The following is a 17,897-nucleotide window of genomic DNA, read 5'->3' on the forward strand; positions in this document are numbered from 1 at the left end:
GACGTCAGCCGCTCGCTCACCGACGCCCTTTCGGGCGCCGGTATTTGCTTACCCTTTCTCAGAACGTCAGGACGCCATTGCGTAATGGAGGTGGTTGTCCGATGCCCGGCCGCTGCTCGTCCTGAACCTGCGCAGCAGTTCGGCGAGGCTTTCGGTCTCGTGCGTCAGGCTCTGGGCGGCGGCCGTGGTCTCCTCGACCATCGCGGCGTTCTGCTGGGTCACCTTGTCCATCTGGTCGCCGGCGGCCGAGACCTCGCGCAGGCTGGTGGCCTGCTCGCGGGCGGCAACGGCGATCTCGGCCACGGTCGCGTTCATGGCCGTGACCTGCTCGACGATCTGCTTGAGCGAGAGGCCGGATTCGCCGACGAGTTCAACGCCGGTCTTGACCTGCGCCGAGGAGGTGGAGATCAGCTCCTTGATCTCCCGTGCCGCATTGGCGGAGCGCTGGGCGAGCTCGCGCACTTCCTGGGCGACGACGGCAAAGCCCTTGCCGGCTTCGCCGGCGCGCGCCGCCTCGACGCCGGCATTCAGCGCCAGCAGGTTGGTCTGGAAGGCGATTTCGTCGATGACGCTGATGATGTTGCCGATCTTCGACGACGAGTTCTGGATTTCCGTCATCGCCGCGATGGCGCGGGCGACGATCTCGCCGCCCTTTTCCGCGTTGGTGCGGGCCGTTGCCACGACAGCCTGAGCGCGGCTGGCGCCCTCGGCCGTGCCGTTGACGCCTCGCGTCACGTCGCCCAGCGCCGCGACGGTCTCTTCCAGCGACGCCGCCTGCTGCTCGGTGCGGCGAGCAAGATCGTTGGAGGCGGTTGAGATCTCCGCCAGACCGGAGCGGATTGTCGCCACCGCGCGGATGACGGAAGCGACCGCCTCTTCGAGGCTTGCCACCGAATTGTTGAAGTGATCGCGGATCCTCACATAGCGGGCGTCCACCTCGCCGACGCGGACGGAGAGATCGCCCTTCGACAGCGCGTCGAGGCCGACGGAAATCTGCCGGAAGGCATGCTCCATCACCTGCGCATCGCTGAGCCGCTCGGCTTCCTGGCGCAGCCGCTCCTCTTCGGCAGCGAGGCGGGCGCGTTCGGCATTGGCTTCGGCGATCAGCTTGGCGCGTCCGGTCTCCTGGAATACCTTCAGCGAACGCGCCATGGCGCCGAGTTCGTGGCGATGCTCGACCCCAGTGATCACGATCGCGTCGTCGCCACGGGCGAGCCGCTCCATGGACTGCGCCATCCCGCGCACCGCCGAGGAAATCAAACGGCCGACAAAATAGGAGAGAATAAGCCCGATGACGATCAGCAAGCCGCTGATGACCAGCGTCGCGCTCGTCGCGGAGGCAACGGTTGCTTCTACTGAACCGTCCAGCTTCTTCTGCGCGCCGGTCACTGTCTCCTGCAAATCCTTGAATTCGCCTGATATTTTCGGAGCGAGTACGCCAAGCTGCGTCTGGCGGATATTGCCGGAAGCCTGCAGCACCTCCTTCATGTCGCCGAGACGGGCGGTGTAATTCTGCATGAGCTGGCCGGCGCCCATCAAGCGCTTCTTCTGCAGCTCGTCTTTCGCGGCCTTGGCGGCGGCATCGTTGAGTGCCACCGCTTCGGCGAGCGCTGCCTGAGCCGTTTCGTAAGCGGCAAAATCCTCGGAATGCACGAAGCGTTCGGAGAAATAGAGGCTGCGATTCAATGCTTCCAGCGTCGCTGCCGTCATATGCAGCAACGCGACATCGTTCTGGCGCCAGGCGCTGCGCATGACATCGTTGAGCGCGATGCTGGTCCAGGGCCCGAATTCGGTGACCTTGGAGATCAACAGGTCGCGCCGGGCCTGAAGGGAGACGATCTGTTCGAAGGCCCTGCCATAGGCGGCGATATCCTGGCGGATGACCGCAAGACCGGATTGCAGGTCCTTGTTGCCAGTAAAACGCGGGTCCTCCACCTCGAAGGCCTTCACGCCGGCGCGGAAGCTGTCGACGACGGCCTGCGTCGGCGTGGTGCGGAAGGCTTCGGCCGACATCTGGATCTCGTGCAGCTGCTCGCTGTAATCCGAGATGGCGAGGCTCTGGCCGGCCGTGGCGCGGTAGGAGGCGAAGATCGACGCGAGCCCGTTCATGCCGGAGATCGCGCTGACGGTCAGGATGCTCATCAACAGGATCAGCGGCATGAAGCCTGCGGTGATCTGCGCGCGAATGCCGAATTTATTCCAGAAATGCAACATTATAGGCCTCTTATGCTCACTGGCTCTTCGGCAGGTATTGGGCAATGTTCTCAGGGGTGACGAGTTCGAAGGGAACGTCGTTCTCGCGCGGGACCTTCTCCCTGTTGACGAGCTTCACGGCAGCCTCGACTGCGGCGGCCCCCTGCCCGACAGCGCTTTGAAGAATGGTCACGTCGAGATCGCCAGCGGCCATGGCGGCGAGTGCATCGTCGGTCGCGTCGACGCCGGCGACAACGACGTCCTTCATCGGCATGCCGGCCTTCTTCATGGCGCGGATTGCGCCCAGCGCCATCTCATCGTTGTTGGCAATGACGGCATCGAACTTGACGCCGGCCGAAAGCCATTCCTGCATCTGCTCATCGGCGTAGTCACGCGACCAATAAGCCGCCTGGCGCTCGATGATCTCGAGGCCCTTGCATTCCGGTGTGGCGATTACGTCTGAAATGTCCTGGGTGCGGGCGCGGGCTGCGGCGTGGAAGGGTTCGCCCATCAGCACGACGACACGACCCTTGCCCTTGAGAAGCGTGCAGACCTGCTTGGTTTCCAGCGTCCCGGATTCCTTCTCGTTGGAAGCGACCACCACCTGGTTTTCAGGGAGATCGAGAAGGTTGGATGGCACGTTGTTGATATAGACCAGCGGAATGCCGGCATCCGCCGCCATCTTGGTCATCTGCGGCCCGAGATCGCCGTCTGATACGGCCAGGATGATCGCATCGACTTTGTCGGCAATGAGCTTCTGAACCTGCTTCTTCTGCAGTTCATTGTCGCCCTTGGCGTTTTCGGTGACGAGTTTGAGGCCTGAGACCGTCTTCCCATGCGAGACGACACCGTTGAGCAACGCCGTCCTGAATTTGTCGAGATCGGACATCGAAACGCCGATCGTCTGCGCATTCGCAACAGTGACCGACATCGCCAAGGCGATGGATGCAAGCGTGGCCGTTTTCATGAATTCCCCTGCGCATTCGAATGGAACTGCGTTATTTCAAATCATGGTTAAATTTTACTTTGCGTGCGGAAGAGAGAGGTAACGCGGGGGATATAAATCTTGCAGCGGCACGTGGCCGGATTTGAAAAGGCCAATCCGGATTTGATGCAACGGCATCAAGTCTTTGTTTTTTAGGTATTACCGCCCCCCGAAGCCAGAGCCGACGGTGATGCCCCTGTAGATCACCCGCTGCAGCACGATCGCGAGAATGATGCCCGGCACCATCGATATTGTCGCGCCGGCCATGATGTAGTTCCAGGAGGTGCCCTGCTGGGTCTGGAACAGAGTGAGCCCGAGCGGCAGCGTGGCTTTGTCGAGGCCGCTGGTGGCAATCAGCGGCCAGAGGAAGCTCTTCCACTGGGCGATGAAGGTGAAGAGCGAGAGCAGGCCGATTGCCGGCATGGCAAGCGGCACGATGACGGTGACCAGAATACGCAGGCGCGAAGCCCCGTCCATCATCGCCGCCTCGTCGAGATCCTTGGGAATGCCGAGGATGAACTGCCGCAGCAGGAAGGTGCCGAAAGACGAGAAGGCGACCGGCAGGATCATGCCATGATAGGTGTTGATCCAGCCGAGCTTGCTGACGACCAGGAAGAGCGGAATGACCAGCATCACCTGCGGGATCATCAGCGTGCTGAGATAGGTGAGCAGCAGCCCCTCGCGGCCGGGAAACCTGAGCCGGGCAAAAGCATAGGCGGAAAGGCAGGAGACGACGAGTACGATCGCGGTCACACCGCAGGCGACGATGAAGGAATTCATCAGGAAGGTACCGAAGGGCAGCGAAACCAGCGCCTCGACGAAATTGCCCCACTGATATTCCTCAGGCAGGATGCGCACCGGCACGGCCAGCACTTCGGTATTGGAGCGCACCGCGTTCGACACCATCCAGAAAAACGGAAAGAGGAAGAGCAGCGCGACCAGCGAAAGGCCGGCATAGCTGATCAAGGTGCCGATCGGCCGCAGGATGCGCTGCCGGTTCCGGGACTGGGAGTGCGGATTCCGTGAGGGCGCGTCAGTCGTCATAATGCACCCATTTGCGCTGCATGTGGAACTGCAGGATGGTGAGGCCCATGATCATGACGAACATCACCCAGGCGAGCGCCGAGGCATAGCCCATCTGGAAATTGGTGAAGCCCTTCTGATAGATGGCGAAGCCGAGTGTCGCGGTCGCCGAGCCGGGACCGCCGCGCGTCATCGCAAAGATCTCGTCGAAGACCTGCAGCGAGGTGATGGCCGTCATCACAGTGGCGAAAAAGATTGTCGGCGAGATGAGCGGCAGGCGGATGCGCCAGAAGCGCCGCCAGGGACCCGCGCCGTCGATCATCGCCGCCTCGAGATAGTGCTTCGGCACCAGGTCGAGCGCGGCGTTGAACATCACGACGTTGTAGCCGACATTGGCCCAGAGCGTGACGAGCACGACCGCCTGCATCGCCCAGCTTGAACTCAGCAGGAAATTCGGCAGGCCGAGGCCGAGCCACCGGATGACGCTGTCGGCCAGGCCGTCCGGCGTGAAGATCAGCAACCACACCACGGAGGCTGCGATCGTAGGCGTGAAGGTCGGCAGGAAGAAGATCACCCGGAAGATCGCCTTGCCGCGCTTGAGGCTCGATATCCACACCGCCAGCGTCAGCGAGACGATGATGTTCAGAGCCAGATATTCGACCGCGAAGAACAGCGTATTGCCGAGGATGGTGTAGAAGGCTGGATCGACGGTGAAGAGCTTGATATAATTCTGAAAGCCGACGAAGGACGGCGTCGTCAGCAGCTGCCAGTTCGTGAAGGACAGCGCCAGCGACGCCAGGATCGGCAGGGCCATGAAGATCATGAAACCGAGGAAGCTCGGCAGCAGGAACAGCATGGCCGTCTGCGTTTCCGGCTTCAGGAAGCGCCGAGGCTGACCGGGCTGCAGGCTGATTTCGGCAACGGCGCTTTCCGACATCTCTTGCTCCATGGGCGGCAAACCCTGCCGCAGCGCTCTATTGCTGCGCGAGGCTCTGGATGGACTCCATCGTCTGCTTGGCGTCGGCGCTGCCGCCGAAGGCCGGCGGGAAATACTGGTTGAACAGGTTTTCCACCGCCGCCCAGTTGTTGGTGATCACATAAGGCACCGAATGCGCCAGCGAATAATCGAGCGCCTCGCCGCCATTGGTGATGTCCTTGGCTGCCACCTTGTACCATGAGGATTGCGAGGCCGAGCGGGCCGGCAGCGCGCGACCCTGCTCGGCGAGATATTGCAGCGCTTCGGGGCTCGTCAGCACTTGGATCGCCTTCCAGGCCGCATCCTTGTTCTTGCTCGTCGTGGCGATACCGAAACCGGAGCCGGCCGTGACGGCGGCAAGGTCCTTATCGTTTTCGCGCGGCAGGGTGGTCAGGCCGATCTTGAATTTGGCTTTGTCCTTCATGCCGATGATCGACCAGGGTCCGTCGACATACATGGCGACGTTACCCGAATTGAACCGGCCCTGGATGAATGTGCCGACATCGGCGCTCGACGGCACCAGCGGCGCGATCTTATCCTTGGCGGGAAAGCTGATCACCCTGTCGGCGGCGGCAATGGCGCTGGGATTGGTAAGATCGAGTTCTCCGGCATCGTTGACATATTTATCACCCCAAGCCGCGGCCAGGACGGAATAGTTCTGCGGAGTGATCCCGAAGCCGTACTTGCCGTCTTTCGTCAGCTTCTTGGCGGCGTCGGTAAACTCGGCGAGCGTCCAGCCCGGCTTCGGCAGCGGGATACCTGCTGCTTCAAGTGCATCCTGGTTATAATAGACGACCCAGGGACCAACGTCATAGGGTAGACCATAAAGCTGCCCATCAACGGACATGCCGCCGATGATCGATGGCGTAAAGGCGCCGATGTCGAATTTATCAGCCTCGATCCGTTCGTTCAGAGGTTCAAGCAAGGAATAGAAATTCGGCATGCGCAGCGACTGCATGGAAACGATGTCGGCGAGCTGCCCTGACGCCGCCAGCACAGGCAGCCGCGTCCAGTAATCGACCCAGCCCGTCGTCGTCAGCGTCACTTTGATATCGGGATATTTGGCGGTCACCATGTCGGCCAGGTGCTGCCAGCCCTTGGTATCGGCCTCGGAACCGGTCCACATCTGCCAGGTCAGATTGATCTGTTCGGCCGATGCTGTTGTGGCAAAGAGGCTGCCGCCGACAGCGGCAAGCAAAAGCGCTTTCTTCAGAACCTTCATGGGTTTCTCCTCCCTCCATGACGCAATGAACACGCGAGTGCGACCGAGTTCACGCCTTGAGGACGATCTCGATCACCGGGACGGTAACGTCAGGTCGCCGGACCGGCAGTTCGAGCGTGATCATGCCCTCCGGCACCATCACGCCGATATTAGAATCCACGTCTTTCGTCTGGCTGAGCCAGCGCACTTCGCTGGCATCGTGCAGGAACTGCGCATAGGCGATCCTGTCGGCGAGGCCTTCGATATGAATGTGGCGGTAGGGCCAGTTGTAGACGTGCAGGTAGAGGCGGTTGCCGCGCTGGGTGTAGCGGCAGCCGGCCGGCACCGGAAATTCGGACGGACCGGCGCCATAGATCGAGCGCCCATTGACCTCCATCCAGTTCTGGTAGACCTCGAGCGCGGCAATGGCGCGGGCGTCAAAGGTGCCGCGGCCGGTCGGGCCGACATTCATCAGGAGGTTGCCACCGAGCGCCACGGAATCGATCAGCAGTTGGATGATCTGCTCCGGGCTCTTCCAGCTGTCCTCGTCGCGGTGATAACCCCAGGAGCCGCTGAAGGTGTGGCAGGCTTCCCAGAGTACCCCCTGGCTGGCGATGGCAGGCGCCACGCGTGGGGTATACTGCTCCGGTGTCGTTACGTCGGGCAGCTTGCCCGGCGGCAGGTCGAGTCGGTTGTTAACGATGATTTCGGGCTGCAACTCACGCACCAGCTCCACCAACCGCTCGCTCTCCCAGTCCGCGCGCCCCTTGCCGGGTAGGCCGCGATATTCGCGGCGGGGATAGCTGAAATCGAACCAGATGATGTCGATGCGACCGAAGCCGGTCAGAAGCTCGCGCACCTGTTCGCGCATATAGGCGGCGTAAATGGCGATGTTGCGCCCTGAGTTCAGCGCCTTGGCATCGGGATGGTTGCGCAGGGGATGGTGGACGTCGATCGGAAAGTCAGGATGGTGCCAGTCGAGCAGCGAATAATAAAAGCCGATCTTCAGCCCCTCGGCGCGAAACGCTTCGACCAGAGGCGTCAGCAGATCCTTGCCGCAGGGCGTGTTCGGCGCCTTGTAATCGGTGACCTTGCTGTCCCAGAGGCAGAAACCTTCGTGGTGCTTGGTCGTCACCACGACATATTTCATGCCGGCAAGCCGGGCGCGGCGCGCCCAGGCCTTGGGATCGTAGAGGTCGGGATCGAAATTCTCGAAATAACGCTGGTAATGGTCGTCGTTCAGCTCTTCGCGGTTCTTCAACCACTCATGCCGCGCCCCGAGCGCATAAAGGCCCCAATGGATGAACATGCCAAGGCGATCATGGCTGAACCAGGCGTGCTTGGCCGCCCCTCCCGATCCGGGATTTTCCGGTTGGCGTTCCGAACTCGTCACAGGTTTCTCCTCCCTGTTTTCCGGCTCGACATCATATCGAACCGGTTCGGCGACTGATCATCTTGCTTGATCACTTGCCTGTCAAGCTGAAATTCTGAAGTCGTGAACTCATTGTATTGCCGGAGATTCTGACTAATTATCGAGGATAAGTTGCGCAGACGAAAGAAATCTGACAAAAGAAGGGCTTTAGAACCGGTTCGATAAATATGACGACGATACGAGATGTCGCGCGCCTGGCGGGGGTTTCGATCTCGACCGTCTCGCTTGCGCTCAACAGCCCGAAACGGGTCGGCGCCGAGACGCTCGACCGCATCCAGCAGGCGATCAAATCGACCGGCTACCGCATCGATCCGGTGGCCCAGACGCTGGCGCGCGGGCGCAGCTCGCTCATCGGTTTCGTGTCGGCCAATCTCAGCAATATGTTCTTCGGCGATATCCGCCGCGAGATCGAGCACCAGGCGCTCGACCATGGCTATTTCGTCCTGATCGCCGACTCCTCCGGCAGGGCCGATCTCGAACGGGCGCTGTTGGAGCGGATGGAAGCGCAGAAGATTGCCGGCATCGCGCTGGCGACAAACGGCCACGGCGCGGAGTACGCGGCCTTCCTGCGCGACTTCAAGACGCCGATCGTGATGTTCGACCAGAAGGTGGAAGGTGCCGAGCGCGATTTCGTCGGTTCCGACAATCCGCTGACGACCACCATCCTGACCGAGCACCTGCTGCAGCTCGGCCACCGGCGTATCGCCTTCATCTCCGGCCCGAGCGGCCTGCACACCGCCGATGAGCGCCTGAAGGGCTTCATGGATACGATGGCGGCGGCCGGCGTCGATGTCGATCCTTCGCTGGTCACCGAAGGCGGCTATACGAGGCCGGGCGGCCACGCGCAGGCGATGCGGCTGCTCACCCGCCGCGACCGGCCGACCGCCATCATCGGCGCCAACAACATGATGGGGCTCGCGACGCTGCAGGTAATGCAGGAAATGGGCTTTCGCTGCCCCGAGGACGTATCGCTGGCGATGGTCGACGACGTGCCCTGGAGCAACGTCATCACGCCGCGCATCACCATGGTGGTGCAAGATGCCCAGAAGCTCGGCGAATTGGCGGCGCAGCGGCTGCTGGCAAGAATATCGAGCTCCGCGGCGGCGGCAGAGCCGCCGCAGGATTTCATCCTGACGCCGAGATTCGTGCGGGGGGAGTCGACCAGGCGGCTGTGAGGACTTGGCACTCGCCATTGAAAGATCCGAGAATTCGTCATACATGTGTGATGAATCGTAAATTTCGGAGTGCCGCCGGCATCCGGATCAAGGTCGACGCAGGGGTGAAGGCGTGGTTATGCAGGGGAAGGAGCGCGGCAGGGGCTCGGGGTCGCTGGTCTCACGGGTCGGCGAAAGCCTTCGGCAAGCCATTTTGAGCGGGCAGTATGCCGCCGGCGACAAGCTTCCGAGCGAGCATGAACTGACCGAAACGCACAGCGTCAGCCGAACCGTGGTGCGCGAGGCCGTCGCCGCGCTGCGGTCCGACGGGTTGGTCGAGGTGCGCCAGGGTGCTGGAATTTTCGTGATCAGCCCCGACCCGGCGCTGGCGGGCCGGAAGGTCGACAAGGCCCGCGTCGCTTCCGATCTCGAAGTGCTCGAAATCCGCACGCCCGTCGAAATCGAGGCAGCAGGACTTGCCGCGCTCCGCCGTTCGCCGGCGCAGGAGGAGGCGATCTTCGAATGCCACCGGAAAATCCTCCATTGCATCGAGGCCGATCAATCCATCCGCGAGGCGGACCTGGAACTCCATGTCGCCATCGCCGAGGCGACGAACAATCCGCTGTTCAAACACTTCCTTGAATCCCAGGGCTCGGCGATCATCCCGCAGTCGAGGCTCGTCCCGGAAACCAGAACTGCCGAGCAGACCGCCTATCGCAAGCTGATCCATCGCGAACATGAAGCGATCATCGTCGCGATCTCCGACAGGGACGAACAGGCGGCGCGCAACGCCATGCGCGAGCATCTGGTCGGCAGCCAGGCGCGATATCGCAATCTGCTGCGGGATCTGCGCAGCTTTACGAGCTGAGGGGCGGCGGGAAGCGCCGCAAACTCTTCGGGAATCGCGAGGCCAAGCCTTCATCCGGCCGCAGCAAGCGAATCTGCTGGCCGATTGCGTCGCCGAGTCTATTGTAGGGTGCTGCGCAGCCCTATCCGCATGTGGCATGGACGTGCGGTCTACCCGTCCGCGGCTGAAAGCTAGTTGAAAGCTTCGGCGTCATAGGAAAAGGCAGCATCGTGGAGGAGACACGGGTCAAAGGTGGCGAGACGACGATGCGGGTAAACCACTAGGAGGAGTTTTCCATGCGTTCTTCACGCAGCCTTTTTCACACCGTTGCTTTTTCCGCCCTCTTGGCCGCGGCATCGCTGACCACCAGCGCCGCCCACGCGGCCGACAAGATCACCATCATGGTCGGCGGCTACGAGAAGCAAATCTATCTGCCCGCCAAGCTCGCCGAATCCCTCGGCTACTTCAAGGACGAGGGGCTCGATGTCGAGCTTCTGAACGAAGCGGCCGGCGTCGATGCCGAAAACCAGCTACTGGCGGGCGCCGTCCAGGGTGTTGTCGGCTTCTACGACCATTGCGTCGATCTGCAAGCCAAAGGCAAATTCGTTGAATCCATCGTCCAGTTCAGCCAGGCGCCGGGCGAGGTCGAGATGGTGTCGAGCAAGCATCCGGAGATCAAGTCGCCGGCCGACTTCAAGGGGAAGAGTCTCGGCGTCACCGGTCTCGGCTCCTCGACCAATTTCCTGACCCTTTACATGGCCTCCAAGGCTGGCCTGAAGCCCGGCGATGTCGTCACCATTCCCGTCGGCGCCGGCGGCACCTTCATCGCCGCCATGCAGCAGGATCAGATCCAGGCCGGCATGACGACGGAGCCGACGATCTCCCGGATGATCAAGACAGGCGAAGCGAGCGTTCTCGTCGACATGCGCACTGTGGAAGCGACCCGTCAGGCGCTCGGCGGCACCTATCCGGCCGCCTCGCTCTACATGGAAACGTCCTGGGTCGATGAACACAAGGAAGAGGCGCAGAAGCTCGCCAACGCCTTCGTCAAGACGCTGAAATACATCAACACCCATTCCGCCGCCGAAATCGCCGACAAGATGCCGAAAGATTTCTACGTCGGCGACAAGGACGGCTACATCAAGGCTCTCGAAGAGGGCAAGGGCATGTTCACGCCGGATGGCGTCATGCCGGAAGACGGCCCGAAGACCGTGCTTGCCGTGCTCTCGGAGTTCTCCAAGAACGTCAAGGGAAAGCAGATCGACCTTTCCAAGACCTACACGACGGAATTCGTCAAGAACGTCAAGTAAGTCAGCCGCGCCGCTCCCGGCTCCCAAGCGGGAGCGGCCTCCGTTCGATCATGGGCATTGCGTGCGCGCCCTCAAGCACGCCTCAGGTATCACCATGCAACAGGACAACAAACAGGTCCCGGCGATCGAGCTGATCAATGTCAGCCGCCGCTTCGTCTCGCCGACCGGCAAGTCGCTCACTGCGCTGCGGGATTTCAACATGACGGTCGGCCGCGGCGAGTTCGTCGCCGTCGTCGGCCCCACCGGATGCGGCAAATCGACGACGCTCAATCTCGTGACAGGGCTCGCACGCCCCTCCGCCGGCGAAGTCCGCCTGATGGGCGGGCCGATCACCGGCATCGATCCGCGTGTCGGCTTCGCGTTCCAGACCGACGCGCTCTTTCCCTGGAAGAACGTCATCGACAACGTCATGGCCGGTCCGCTGTTCCGCGGCAAGTCACGCGCCGAAGCGGAAAAGAGCGCCCGCGATTGGCTGGCCCGCGTCGGCCTGTCGAAATTCCTGCACCACTATCCCCATCAGCTCTCCGGCGGCATGCGCAAGCGCGTCTCCCTGGCGCAGACCTTCATCAACGAACCCGAGATCCTGCTGATGGACGAGCCTTTCTCGGCGCTCGACGTGCAGACCCGCACGGTCATGCACGAGGAACTTCTCAAGCTCTGGGCGGAGCGCAAGGCTTCGGTGGTGTTCGTGACCCACGATCTCGAAGAGGCAGTAGCGCTTGCCGACAAGGTCTATGTGCTGACCGCCGGTCCGGCCACGGTCAAGTCGGTCTATACGATCGATCTGCCTCGGCCGCGCGTGGTGTCGGAGATCCGCTACGAGCAGAGTTTCATCGATTACTGCAAGACGATCTGGGAAGACCTGCGCGAAGAGGTCGAGACCAGCTACCGCCGCGCAAGCGAAGCGGCCTGAGGGAGGATATCATGGCACACATCACGCTCGAGGCCGGTTCGGCCGCTCTCTTTCGCCCGGGCACGTCAGACGCCGAGATCGAAGCCTCCGCACTGAGGGCGATGCGTCGGCGCAACACGCTGGTGCGCTTCTGGCAGATCGCCATCCTGGTCTTCGTCATCGGCATGTGGGAGCTTTCTTCCCACTTGCAGTGGATCGACCCGTTCTTCTATTCGAGCCCGAGCGGCGTTCTCGAGCGCCTTTACGAATGGGCGACGGAGGGCACCACCGAGGGATCGCTCTGGTACAATCTCTGGGTAACGATGGAGGAGGCGCTGATCGGCTTCTTCGCCGGCTCGATCACCGGCGTCTTCGTCGGCATCGGCCTCGGCCGCAACCGCTTCCTGTCGGATATCTTCTCCGTATACATCAAGGCGATCAACTCGATCCCCCGCGTCGTCCTCGCTCCGATTTTCATCATGATCATGGGTCTGGGCCTGCCGTCCAAGGTCGCGCTCGCCTTCATCATGGTGTTCTTCGTCGTCTTTGCCAACGCCTTCCAGGGCGTGCGCGAGGCCGACCGTAACATGATCGCCAATGCCCGCATCCTCGGCGCCTCGGACTGGCAGGTGACCCGCACGGTGGTCATTCCCTCGGCGATGAGCTGGATCTTTGCGAGCCTGCACGTCTCCTTCGGCTTTGCGATCATCGGCGCGATCGTCGGCGAATTCGTCGGCGCCCGTTTCGGCATCGGCCAGCTCATCTCGATCGCCAAGGGCACATTCGATGCAGCCGGCATGTTCGCGGCAATTCTCCTCGTCATGGTCGTAACGCTGGTTGCCGAATACATCATGACGCTGATCGAGAACCGCCTGGCGAAATGGAGGCCGCAGCAGCAGCTCGATACGCAGTAACCAGATCGACCTCCCTCCCAAGGCAGATCGAAGGAAGGCCGGGCGCAAAGCCCGGCCTTCGTGCGTTTGATGGCAAAGTCGGTTCCCCTTCGTCGTGCTCGAGCTTGCCCCGAGCATCTGCCTCCATTCGGTAGGGCAGCAGATCCTCGGCACGAGGCTGCACAAGGCCGAGGATGACGCGGGGTAGAGAGCGAGGAGCGTCATTAACCGGTGGTGGGCGCTACCCGGCTCTCTTCTATTCGATGAGCCTCCGATCTAAGCAAGCGGAAGCCGCACGGTCACCACCAGACCGCCGCCTTCTGCATCGCCAAGCGACACCAAACCTCCGGCGCCTTCGACGACCTCGCGGATGATTGCAAGCCCGAGGCCACTCCCCTCGCTTTCGGTCCCCATGATCCGGTAGAAGCGTTCAAACACCTGGTCGCGCTCACTCTCGGGAATGCCTGGCCCGTTATCCTCGACGGTGATGACTGCGCTTCCGTCCGACTGCGTGACCGAAACAGTCACCCGTCCGTCCGCACCGCTATAGCGGATGGCGTTGTCGATGAGGTTGACCAGCATTTCACGCAGCATGGTGCCGTCGCCCCCGACGATGACGGGGCCGTCCGCTTCCAGGCCGACATCGAGGTTGCGTTTCAGCGCCTCTTCGGCATGCGCTTCCAATATCTCACGGGCGGCCTTGCTGAGATCGGTCACATCGCTGCGCGGGCGCCGGCTCCCGGGCTCGGCGCGCGACAAAGTCAGGAGCTGGCCGGCGAGGCGGGAAATCTGCCGGGTGCTGGCGCGGAGCGCCGCAAGCGCCTCGTCCCGGCGAGCCGCATCCTCTTCGCGGGCGGCCACGCTCGCTTGCGTCGAAATCAGTGCCAGCGGTGTTCTGAGCTGATGCGCCGCATTCGATACGAACCGCCGCTGCGCGGCCATCTGGTTCTGGACGCGCTCCATATGGTCGTTCAGCGCATGGACGAGCGGGCGCAGCTCGCTCTGCACCATCTCCGGCGGCAGCGGATCGAGACGATTGCGGCCGCGCGCTCGCACGGCGTCCCGCAATCTCAACGCCGGCGCCAGGCCGCGCTGCAGCCCGAGGATGGTCACCAGGCTCGCCAGGAAGACGAGCACGAACTGCTTCGAAAAATCCGAAAGCCACAGCTGCTTTCGCATCGCATATTGGCTGTTATGCGTCACCGCGACGGTCACGGAGATCGTGCCGTCATCGGGAAGTCCGACAACGGGATGGTCGAGCATCAGGACGCGCACATCGGCGCCATGGAAGGCGCGATCCTCGCCGACGCGCTGGGCCGCCGGCAGCGGCAAGTCGGGAAAGCCGCTCACCAGATTGCCCCACACGGTGATGACTTGATAGAAGACGTGGTCGCCGAAACCAGTATCGAACATCTCGAGCGCTGCGGGCGGCACATCGAGCTGGACATTGCCGCCCTCGTCGACGCGCACCGCCTCGGCAATGACGCGGGCCGAGGCCAGGAGCGTGCGATCCGTCACCAGTTTCGCCGTCGCATCGGCCGACCAAAAGCTGTCGTAGAGATTGAAGCCGATCGCGCCGAACAGCGTCAGCAGCACCAGCGAAAGCAATTGCACCCTGAGGCTCTGGCTAAGCCGGCCGAAGGCGGCGCCGATCTTGCTGTAGACGCTATTGAACATGTCTGAGGAGATAGCCGAGGCCGCGCAACGTCGCGATCTGCACGGAGCTGGCCTCGAGCTTCTTTCGAAGCCTGTGGACATATATTTCGATGGCGCTCGGATCCGCCTCGTCGTCGAAACCGAAGACGCTTTCGGAAAGGGCGGCCTTCGAGACCGTATTGCCCAGCTTCATGACCAACTGCTCGAGAACGGCATATTCGCGCGGCGTCAATTGCAGCGGCTCGCCTTCGACGAAGAACTGCCGTGTCCCGCCGGAAAAGCGCAGGTTCCCGACCGTGATCTCGGACGATGCCCGGTCCTGCCCGCGGCGCACCACCGCGCGGATCCTGGCTTCGAGTTCGGCGATTTCGAAGGGTTTGGCGAGATAATCGTCGGCGCCGCTGTCGAGCCCCGCCACGCGGCCGTCCAGGCTTGCATTCGCCGTCAGGATGATGATCGGAAGCTTGTTGCCAGATTGTCTCAACCGCTTCAGAAGCGTCAACCCGTCCAGCTTTGGCAGCGAAAGGTCAAGGATCATCGCCGAATATTCCGCCACCTTGAGCAGATGCTCCGCGTCTTCGCCATCATGGGCGATGTCTATGGCATATTGCGCCTGCCGCAGGGCTTTGCCCAGCCAGGCCGCCAGATCCTTGTTGTCCTCCACCACAAGCAGTCGCATCCGATCCCCTTAGCACGTGCGGAGGGGCTCGCGGAAGCGCGCGCATGGAAGGCCGGCAACATTCGATATCGCCTGCCGCTCGCAGTATCGGACCGCTCTCCACCATGAATGGCGCGAAGTGTCCGCTATTTGTCCGGCGTGTGCATTTTCCTCTGTCCTTGGATCGCCGAATATGGCTTCATGATCAACATCCACGGAGCAAGAAATGTCCGGCCATGATACCATCCTTCTCGTCATCGACGCTCAGGAGTCCTTCCGGCAACGCGATTATTGGGATGAAAGCCTCGCATCCGCCTATATCGATCGCCAGCAGGCTCTGATCGACGGCGCGCAGGCCAAAGGAGTACCCGTCATTCAGATCTTCCATGTCGATGGAAGCGGTCCGTTTTCGGAAAACTCGGGCTTCGTCAGAACGCTCGCTCCGCTGAGGGTCACGCCGAACGTGGTCTTCAAGAAGCGCCGTCACAGCGCCCTCGTCGGTTCGGGGCTCGACGTCTGGCTGACCGAGAATGGCGTGCGTCGCATCATCGTCTCGGGCATCCGCACCGAACAATGCTGCGAGACCACGACCCGCCACGCCTCGGATCTCGGCTATCAGGTTGATTATGTCGGCGAAGCGACCCTGACCTTCCCAATGACCGACGCGGCGGGACGCACCTGGAGCGCCGGGGAAATCCGCAGCCGAACGGAACTTGTCCTGTCGGGTCGTTTCGCCAGGATCGCCACCGTCGAACAGGCGCTGGCGGGGCACGGAGAGCCGCTCGTCGCATGACGGACACCGCGCAGCCCTTCGATATCTCCGTCTTCGTCGTCGTGCCGCCGCGCGTGCTGCTGCTCGACGTCGCCGGCCCGATCGAAGTGCTGCGCAAGGCGAATCTCGAACAGCAGGCAGTGCGCTTCAGCGTCACCTATATCGGCCCGTCGGCAACGGTCGGCAGCTCGATCGGCCTTGCCGTCACCGGTGTCGCCGCCCTGCCGGAGCACCTGCCAGATCGAGCGCTCGTCGTCATCGCCGGCAGCGCCGACGCTCCGATGGAGAACAACCGTCCCTGGGACGAGCAGGAGCGCGCCGCGCAGGCCGCCATCGTCGCGTGGCTGAAGCGCGCCATCCGCCCGGGGATTCGATTGGTCTCGATCTGCTCCGGCGCCCTGCTCGCCGCCGAGGCCGGGATGCTCGACGGCCGAGAATGCACCACGCATCACGGCTGCATGGAGGACCTGGCCAGACTCGCGCCCACCGCGCGCATCCGGGACAACCGGCTCTACGTCGAGGACGGCGAGCGTCTGACGAGCGCCGGCATCACTGCCGGCATAGATCTCATGCTGCATATCGTCGCCGAAGCGGCGGGGCATGCCTGCGCGCTTGCAGTGGCGCGATATCTCGTCGTCTATCTCAGGCGCGGCGGCTCGGACCCGCAGCTTTCGCCCTGGCTCGAAGGCCGCAACCATATCCATCCGGTCATTCACCGTGCCCAGGATGCGGTTGCCGCCGACCCCACTCGCGACTGGTCGGTCGCCTCGCTTGCGCACCTCAGCGGCGCCAGCCCGCGGAACCTCTCGCGGCTGTTCAACGAGCAGACCGGCATGAGCGTTACTGATTTCGTCAACCGCATGCGCGTGGCCCTCGCCCGCGAGATGCTCGCCGGCTCGCGGCTGGATATGGAGGCCGTGGCGATGCGCTCAGGCTTCGGCTCGGCCCGGCAGCTGCGCCGGGCGTGGAACCGGCTGCATGAGAGCCCGCCGAGCGCGGCGCGGCCGAAGCCGGCTTTGGGTTCATAGAGGAAGAGAAAGAGCGGCAGGCCCGGCCCGATCTTCGGCAGCGACGGCTGCGGCGCCAAGCGCCTCCGTCCCCCAGATTTCGATCTGCGTCAGCGCCGGAAAGGGCGAACTGTCCTCGGCCTTGATAAGCCCGTGCAGCTCCACCCATTCGACGGTGCAGGGCTCTATCTGAAAACGCTGCGCCGCGCCGGATTTCACCAGCGGAAAAGCGGAGGTCCTGCCGTTCGAGAAAGTGACGCTCGCCTGCTCCCACCATGAATCATGCGGGAAATCGGCCCTGAGGTAGAAGACGACCTCGTCGATCCGGACCGGCCGGCCGAACTCCACCGTCAGTGTAGCCTCGGGATCGCGATTGATGCCCCAGCTGGTGTAGGGCCAGAAGCCGTGGTTGTCGTTGGCCTTTTCGCCGTCGATTGCGTTGCGTGCGGCAAAAACCGCTTCGCCACGGGTTTCGACATTGGCGCGTGCATGCGGAAAGAGCGCCCGGTTGGCGTGATCGTCCCAGGGGTTCAAAGCGAGATTGCGCCGCTGGGCGCCCTCGTCGGGCCGCGCGCTTCGCACCGAAAGCCGGTGGATATCGCCCTTGAAGGCGTTCGGCGAGTAGGATTTGCGCTTGTCGCCGAAGGGCACGGCGAGCGAATAGGCGCTTTCCCTGATATAGACCAAAGCGGGATGAATTGCGCTATCGAGCGCGAGGAAGACATGGCCGGGCTCGGAAGCCTCGACGACGACGCAGTCGCCTTCGCGATAGCTCTGGCGATAGACGAGAAAGGTCTCGTCCCGCCCGGTGGCGCTTCCCAGCACGAACCCATCGGCATCCACGATCTTCAGCGTCAATTCCATGTTCGACCTCCTCAGAGCATGATGCCGAAAGTGT

16 protein-coding genes are annotated in these 17,897 nt (G+C 62.5%); 7 read left to right on the forward strand and 9 right to left on the reverse strand.

What is annotated here, in order from left to right; all coding sequences use genetic code 11:
- Window positions 1-66 precede the first annotated feature (66 nt).
- The 6 genes from PYR71_RS25185 to PYR71_RS25210 form a co-directional block, all read right to left on the reverse strand.
- Window positions 67-2,214 carry a methyl-accepting chemotaxis protein gene (locus tag PYR71_RS25185; protein WP_275621311.1) on the reverse strand — a complete coding sequence of 716 codons (2,148 nt, stop codon included), beginning with the start codon at window positions 2,212-2,214 and terminating at the stop codon, window positions 67-69.
- Window positions 2,215-2,230: 16 nt separating this feature from the next.
- Window positions 2,231-3,160: a substrate-binding domain-containing protein gene (locus PYR71_RS25190; RefSeq protein ID WP_275621312.1), complete on the reverse strand. Its 930-nt coding sequence runs from the start codon at window positions 3,158-3,160 to the stop codon at window positions 2,231-2,233.
- Window positions 3,161-3,337: 177 nt separating this feature from the next.
- Window positions 3,338-4,222 carry a carbohydrate ABC transporter permease gene (locus tag PYR71_RS25195; protein ID WP_275621313.1) on the reverse strand — a complete coding sequence of 295 codons (885 nt, stop codon included), beginning with the start codon at window positions 4,220-4,222 and terminating at the stop codon, window positions 3,338-3,340.
- Window positions 4,212-5,138, reverse strand: a complete 927-nt coding sequence (locus PYR71_RS25200; protein WP_183934742.1) for a carbohydrate ABC transporter permease — start codon at window positions 5,136-5,138, stop codon at window positions 4,212-4,214. The genes PYR71_RS25195 and PYR71_RS25200 overlap by 11 nt, the downstream gene beginning before the upstream one ends.
- A gap of 37 nt (window positions 5,139-5,175) precedes the next feature.
- The gene (locus tag PYR71_RS25205) at window positions 5,176-6,399 is read right to left on the reverse strand and encodes an ABC transporter substrate-binding protein (RefSeq protein ID WP_275621314.1); all 1,224 of its coding nucleotides are present in this window, start codon (window positions 6,397-6,399) and stop codon (window positions 5,176-5,178) included.
- A 49-nt stretch (window positions 6,400-6,448) separates the two neighbouring features.
- On the reverse strand, window positions 6,449-7,771 hold the full coding sequence (locus PYR71_RS25210) for an alpha-L-fucosidase (protein WP_275621315.1): 1,323 nt from the start codon (window positions 7,769-7,771) through the stop codon (window positions 6,449-6,451).
- Between the two features lie 206 nt (window positions 7,772-7,977).
- On the opposite strand from PYR71_RS25210, the gene PYR71_RS25215 reads away from it, so the two are divergent.
- The 5 genes from PYR71_RS25215 to PYR71_RS25235 all read left to right on the forward strand — a co-directional run bounded on the left by PYR71_RS25215 (window position 7,978) and on the right by PYR71_RS25235 (window position 12,927).
- Window positions 7,978-8,985, forward strand: a complete 1,008-nt coding sequence (locus PYR71_RS25215) for a LacI family DNA-binding transcriptional regulator (RefSeq protein WP_275621316.1) — start codon at window positions 7,978-7,980, stop codon at window positions 8,983-8,985.
- 118 nt (window positions 8,986-9,103) lie between these two features.
- Entirely contained in the window at window positions 9,104-9,832 is a 729-nt protein-coding gene (locus PYR71_RS25220; protein ID WP_275621380.1) for a FadR/GntR family transcriptional regulator, read from the forward strand.
- A 275-nt stretch (window positions 9,833-10,107) separates the two neighbouring features.
- Window positions 10,108-11,121, forward strand: a complete 1,014-nt coding sequence (locus PYR71_RS25225) for an ABC transporter substrate-binding protein (protein ID WP_183934746.1) — start codon at window positions 10,108-10,110, stop codon at window positions 11,119-11,121.
- Between the two features lie 94 nt (window positions 11,122-11,215).
- Window positions 11,216-12,034 (forward strand): ABC transporter ATP-binding protein, encoded by an 819-nt coding sequence (locus PYR71_RS25230; RefSeq protein ID WP_183934747.1) that lies wholly within the window; start codon window positions 11,216-11,218, stop codon window positions 12,032-12,034.
- An 11-nt stretch (window positions 12,035-12,045) separates the two neighbouring features.
- Window positions 12,046-12,927, forward strand: a complete 882-nt coding sequence (locus PYR71_RS25235; RefSeq protein ID WP_183934748.1) for an ABC transporter permease — start codon at window positions 12,046-12,048, stop codon at window positions 12,925-12,927.
- 255 nt (window positions 12,928-13,182) lie between these two features.
- Here PYR71_RS25235 and PYR71_RS25240 read toward each other — a convergent pair whose 3' ends face one another.
- Both PYR71_RS25240 and PYR71_RS25245 read right to left on the reverse strand, forming a co-directional pair.
- On the reverse strand, window positions 13,183-14,583 hold the full coding sequence (locus PYR71_RS25240) for a sensor histidine kinase (protein WP_275621317.1): 1,401 nt from the start codon (window positions 14,581-14,583) through the stop codon (window positions 13,183-13,185).
- The gene (locus PYR71_RS25245) at window positions 14,573-15,241 is read right to left on the reverse strand and encodes a response regulator (RefSeq protein ID WP_183934750.1); all 669 of its coding nucleotides are present in this window, start codon (window positions 15,239-15,241) and stop codon (window positions 14,573-14,575) included. Before PYR71_RS25245 ends, PYR71_RS25240 begins: the two co-directional genes overlap by 11 nt.
- Window positions 15,242-15,446: 205 nt before the next feature.
- Between PYR71_RS25245 and PYR71_RS25250 the strand changes: the two genes are divergently transcribed.
- Both PYR71_RS25250 and PYR71_RS25255 read left to right on the forward strand, forming a co-directional pair.
- Window positions 15,447-16,013, forward strand: a complete 567-nt coding sequence (locus PYR71_RS25250; protein ID WP_275621318.1) for an isochorismatase family protein — start codon at window positions 15,447-15,449, stop codon at window positions 16,011-16,013.
- A complete protein-coding gene (locus PYR71_RS25255; protein ID WP_183934752.1) occupies window positions 16,010-17,020 on the forward strand; it encodes a GlxA family transcriptional regulator in 1,011 nt (336 codons plus the stop codon). Before PYR71_RS25250 ends, PYR71_RS25255 begins: the two co-directional genes overlap by 4 nt.
- Here PYR71_RS25255 and PYR71_RS25260 read toward each other — a convergent pair.
- Window positions 17,015-17,863 carry a carbohydrate-binding protein gene (locus PYR71_RS25260; protein WP_275621319.1) on the reverse strand — a complete coding sequence of 283 codons (849 nt, stop codon included), beginning with the start codon at window positions 17,861-17,863 and terminating at the stop codon, window positions 17,015-17,017. The two genes, PYR71_RS25255 and PYR71_RS25260, sit on opposite strands and share 6 nt — an antisense overlap.
- Window positions 17,864-17,897: the final 34 nt, after the last annotated feature.

Source organism: Rhizobium mulingense, assembly GCF_029194105.1.
Classification (GTDB): Bacteria; Pseudomonadota; Alphaproteobacteria; order Rhizobiales; family Rhizobiaceae; genus Rhizobium; species Rhizobium mulingense.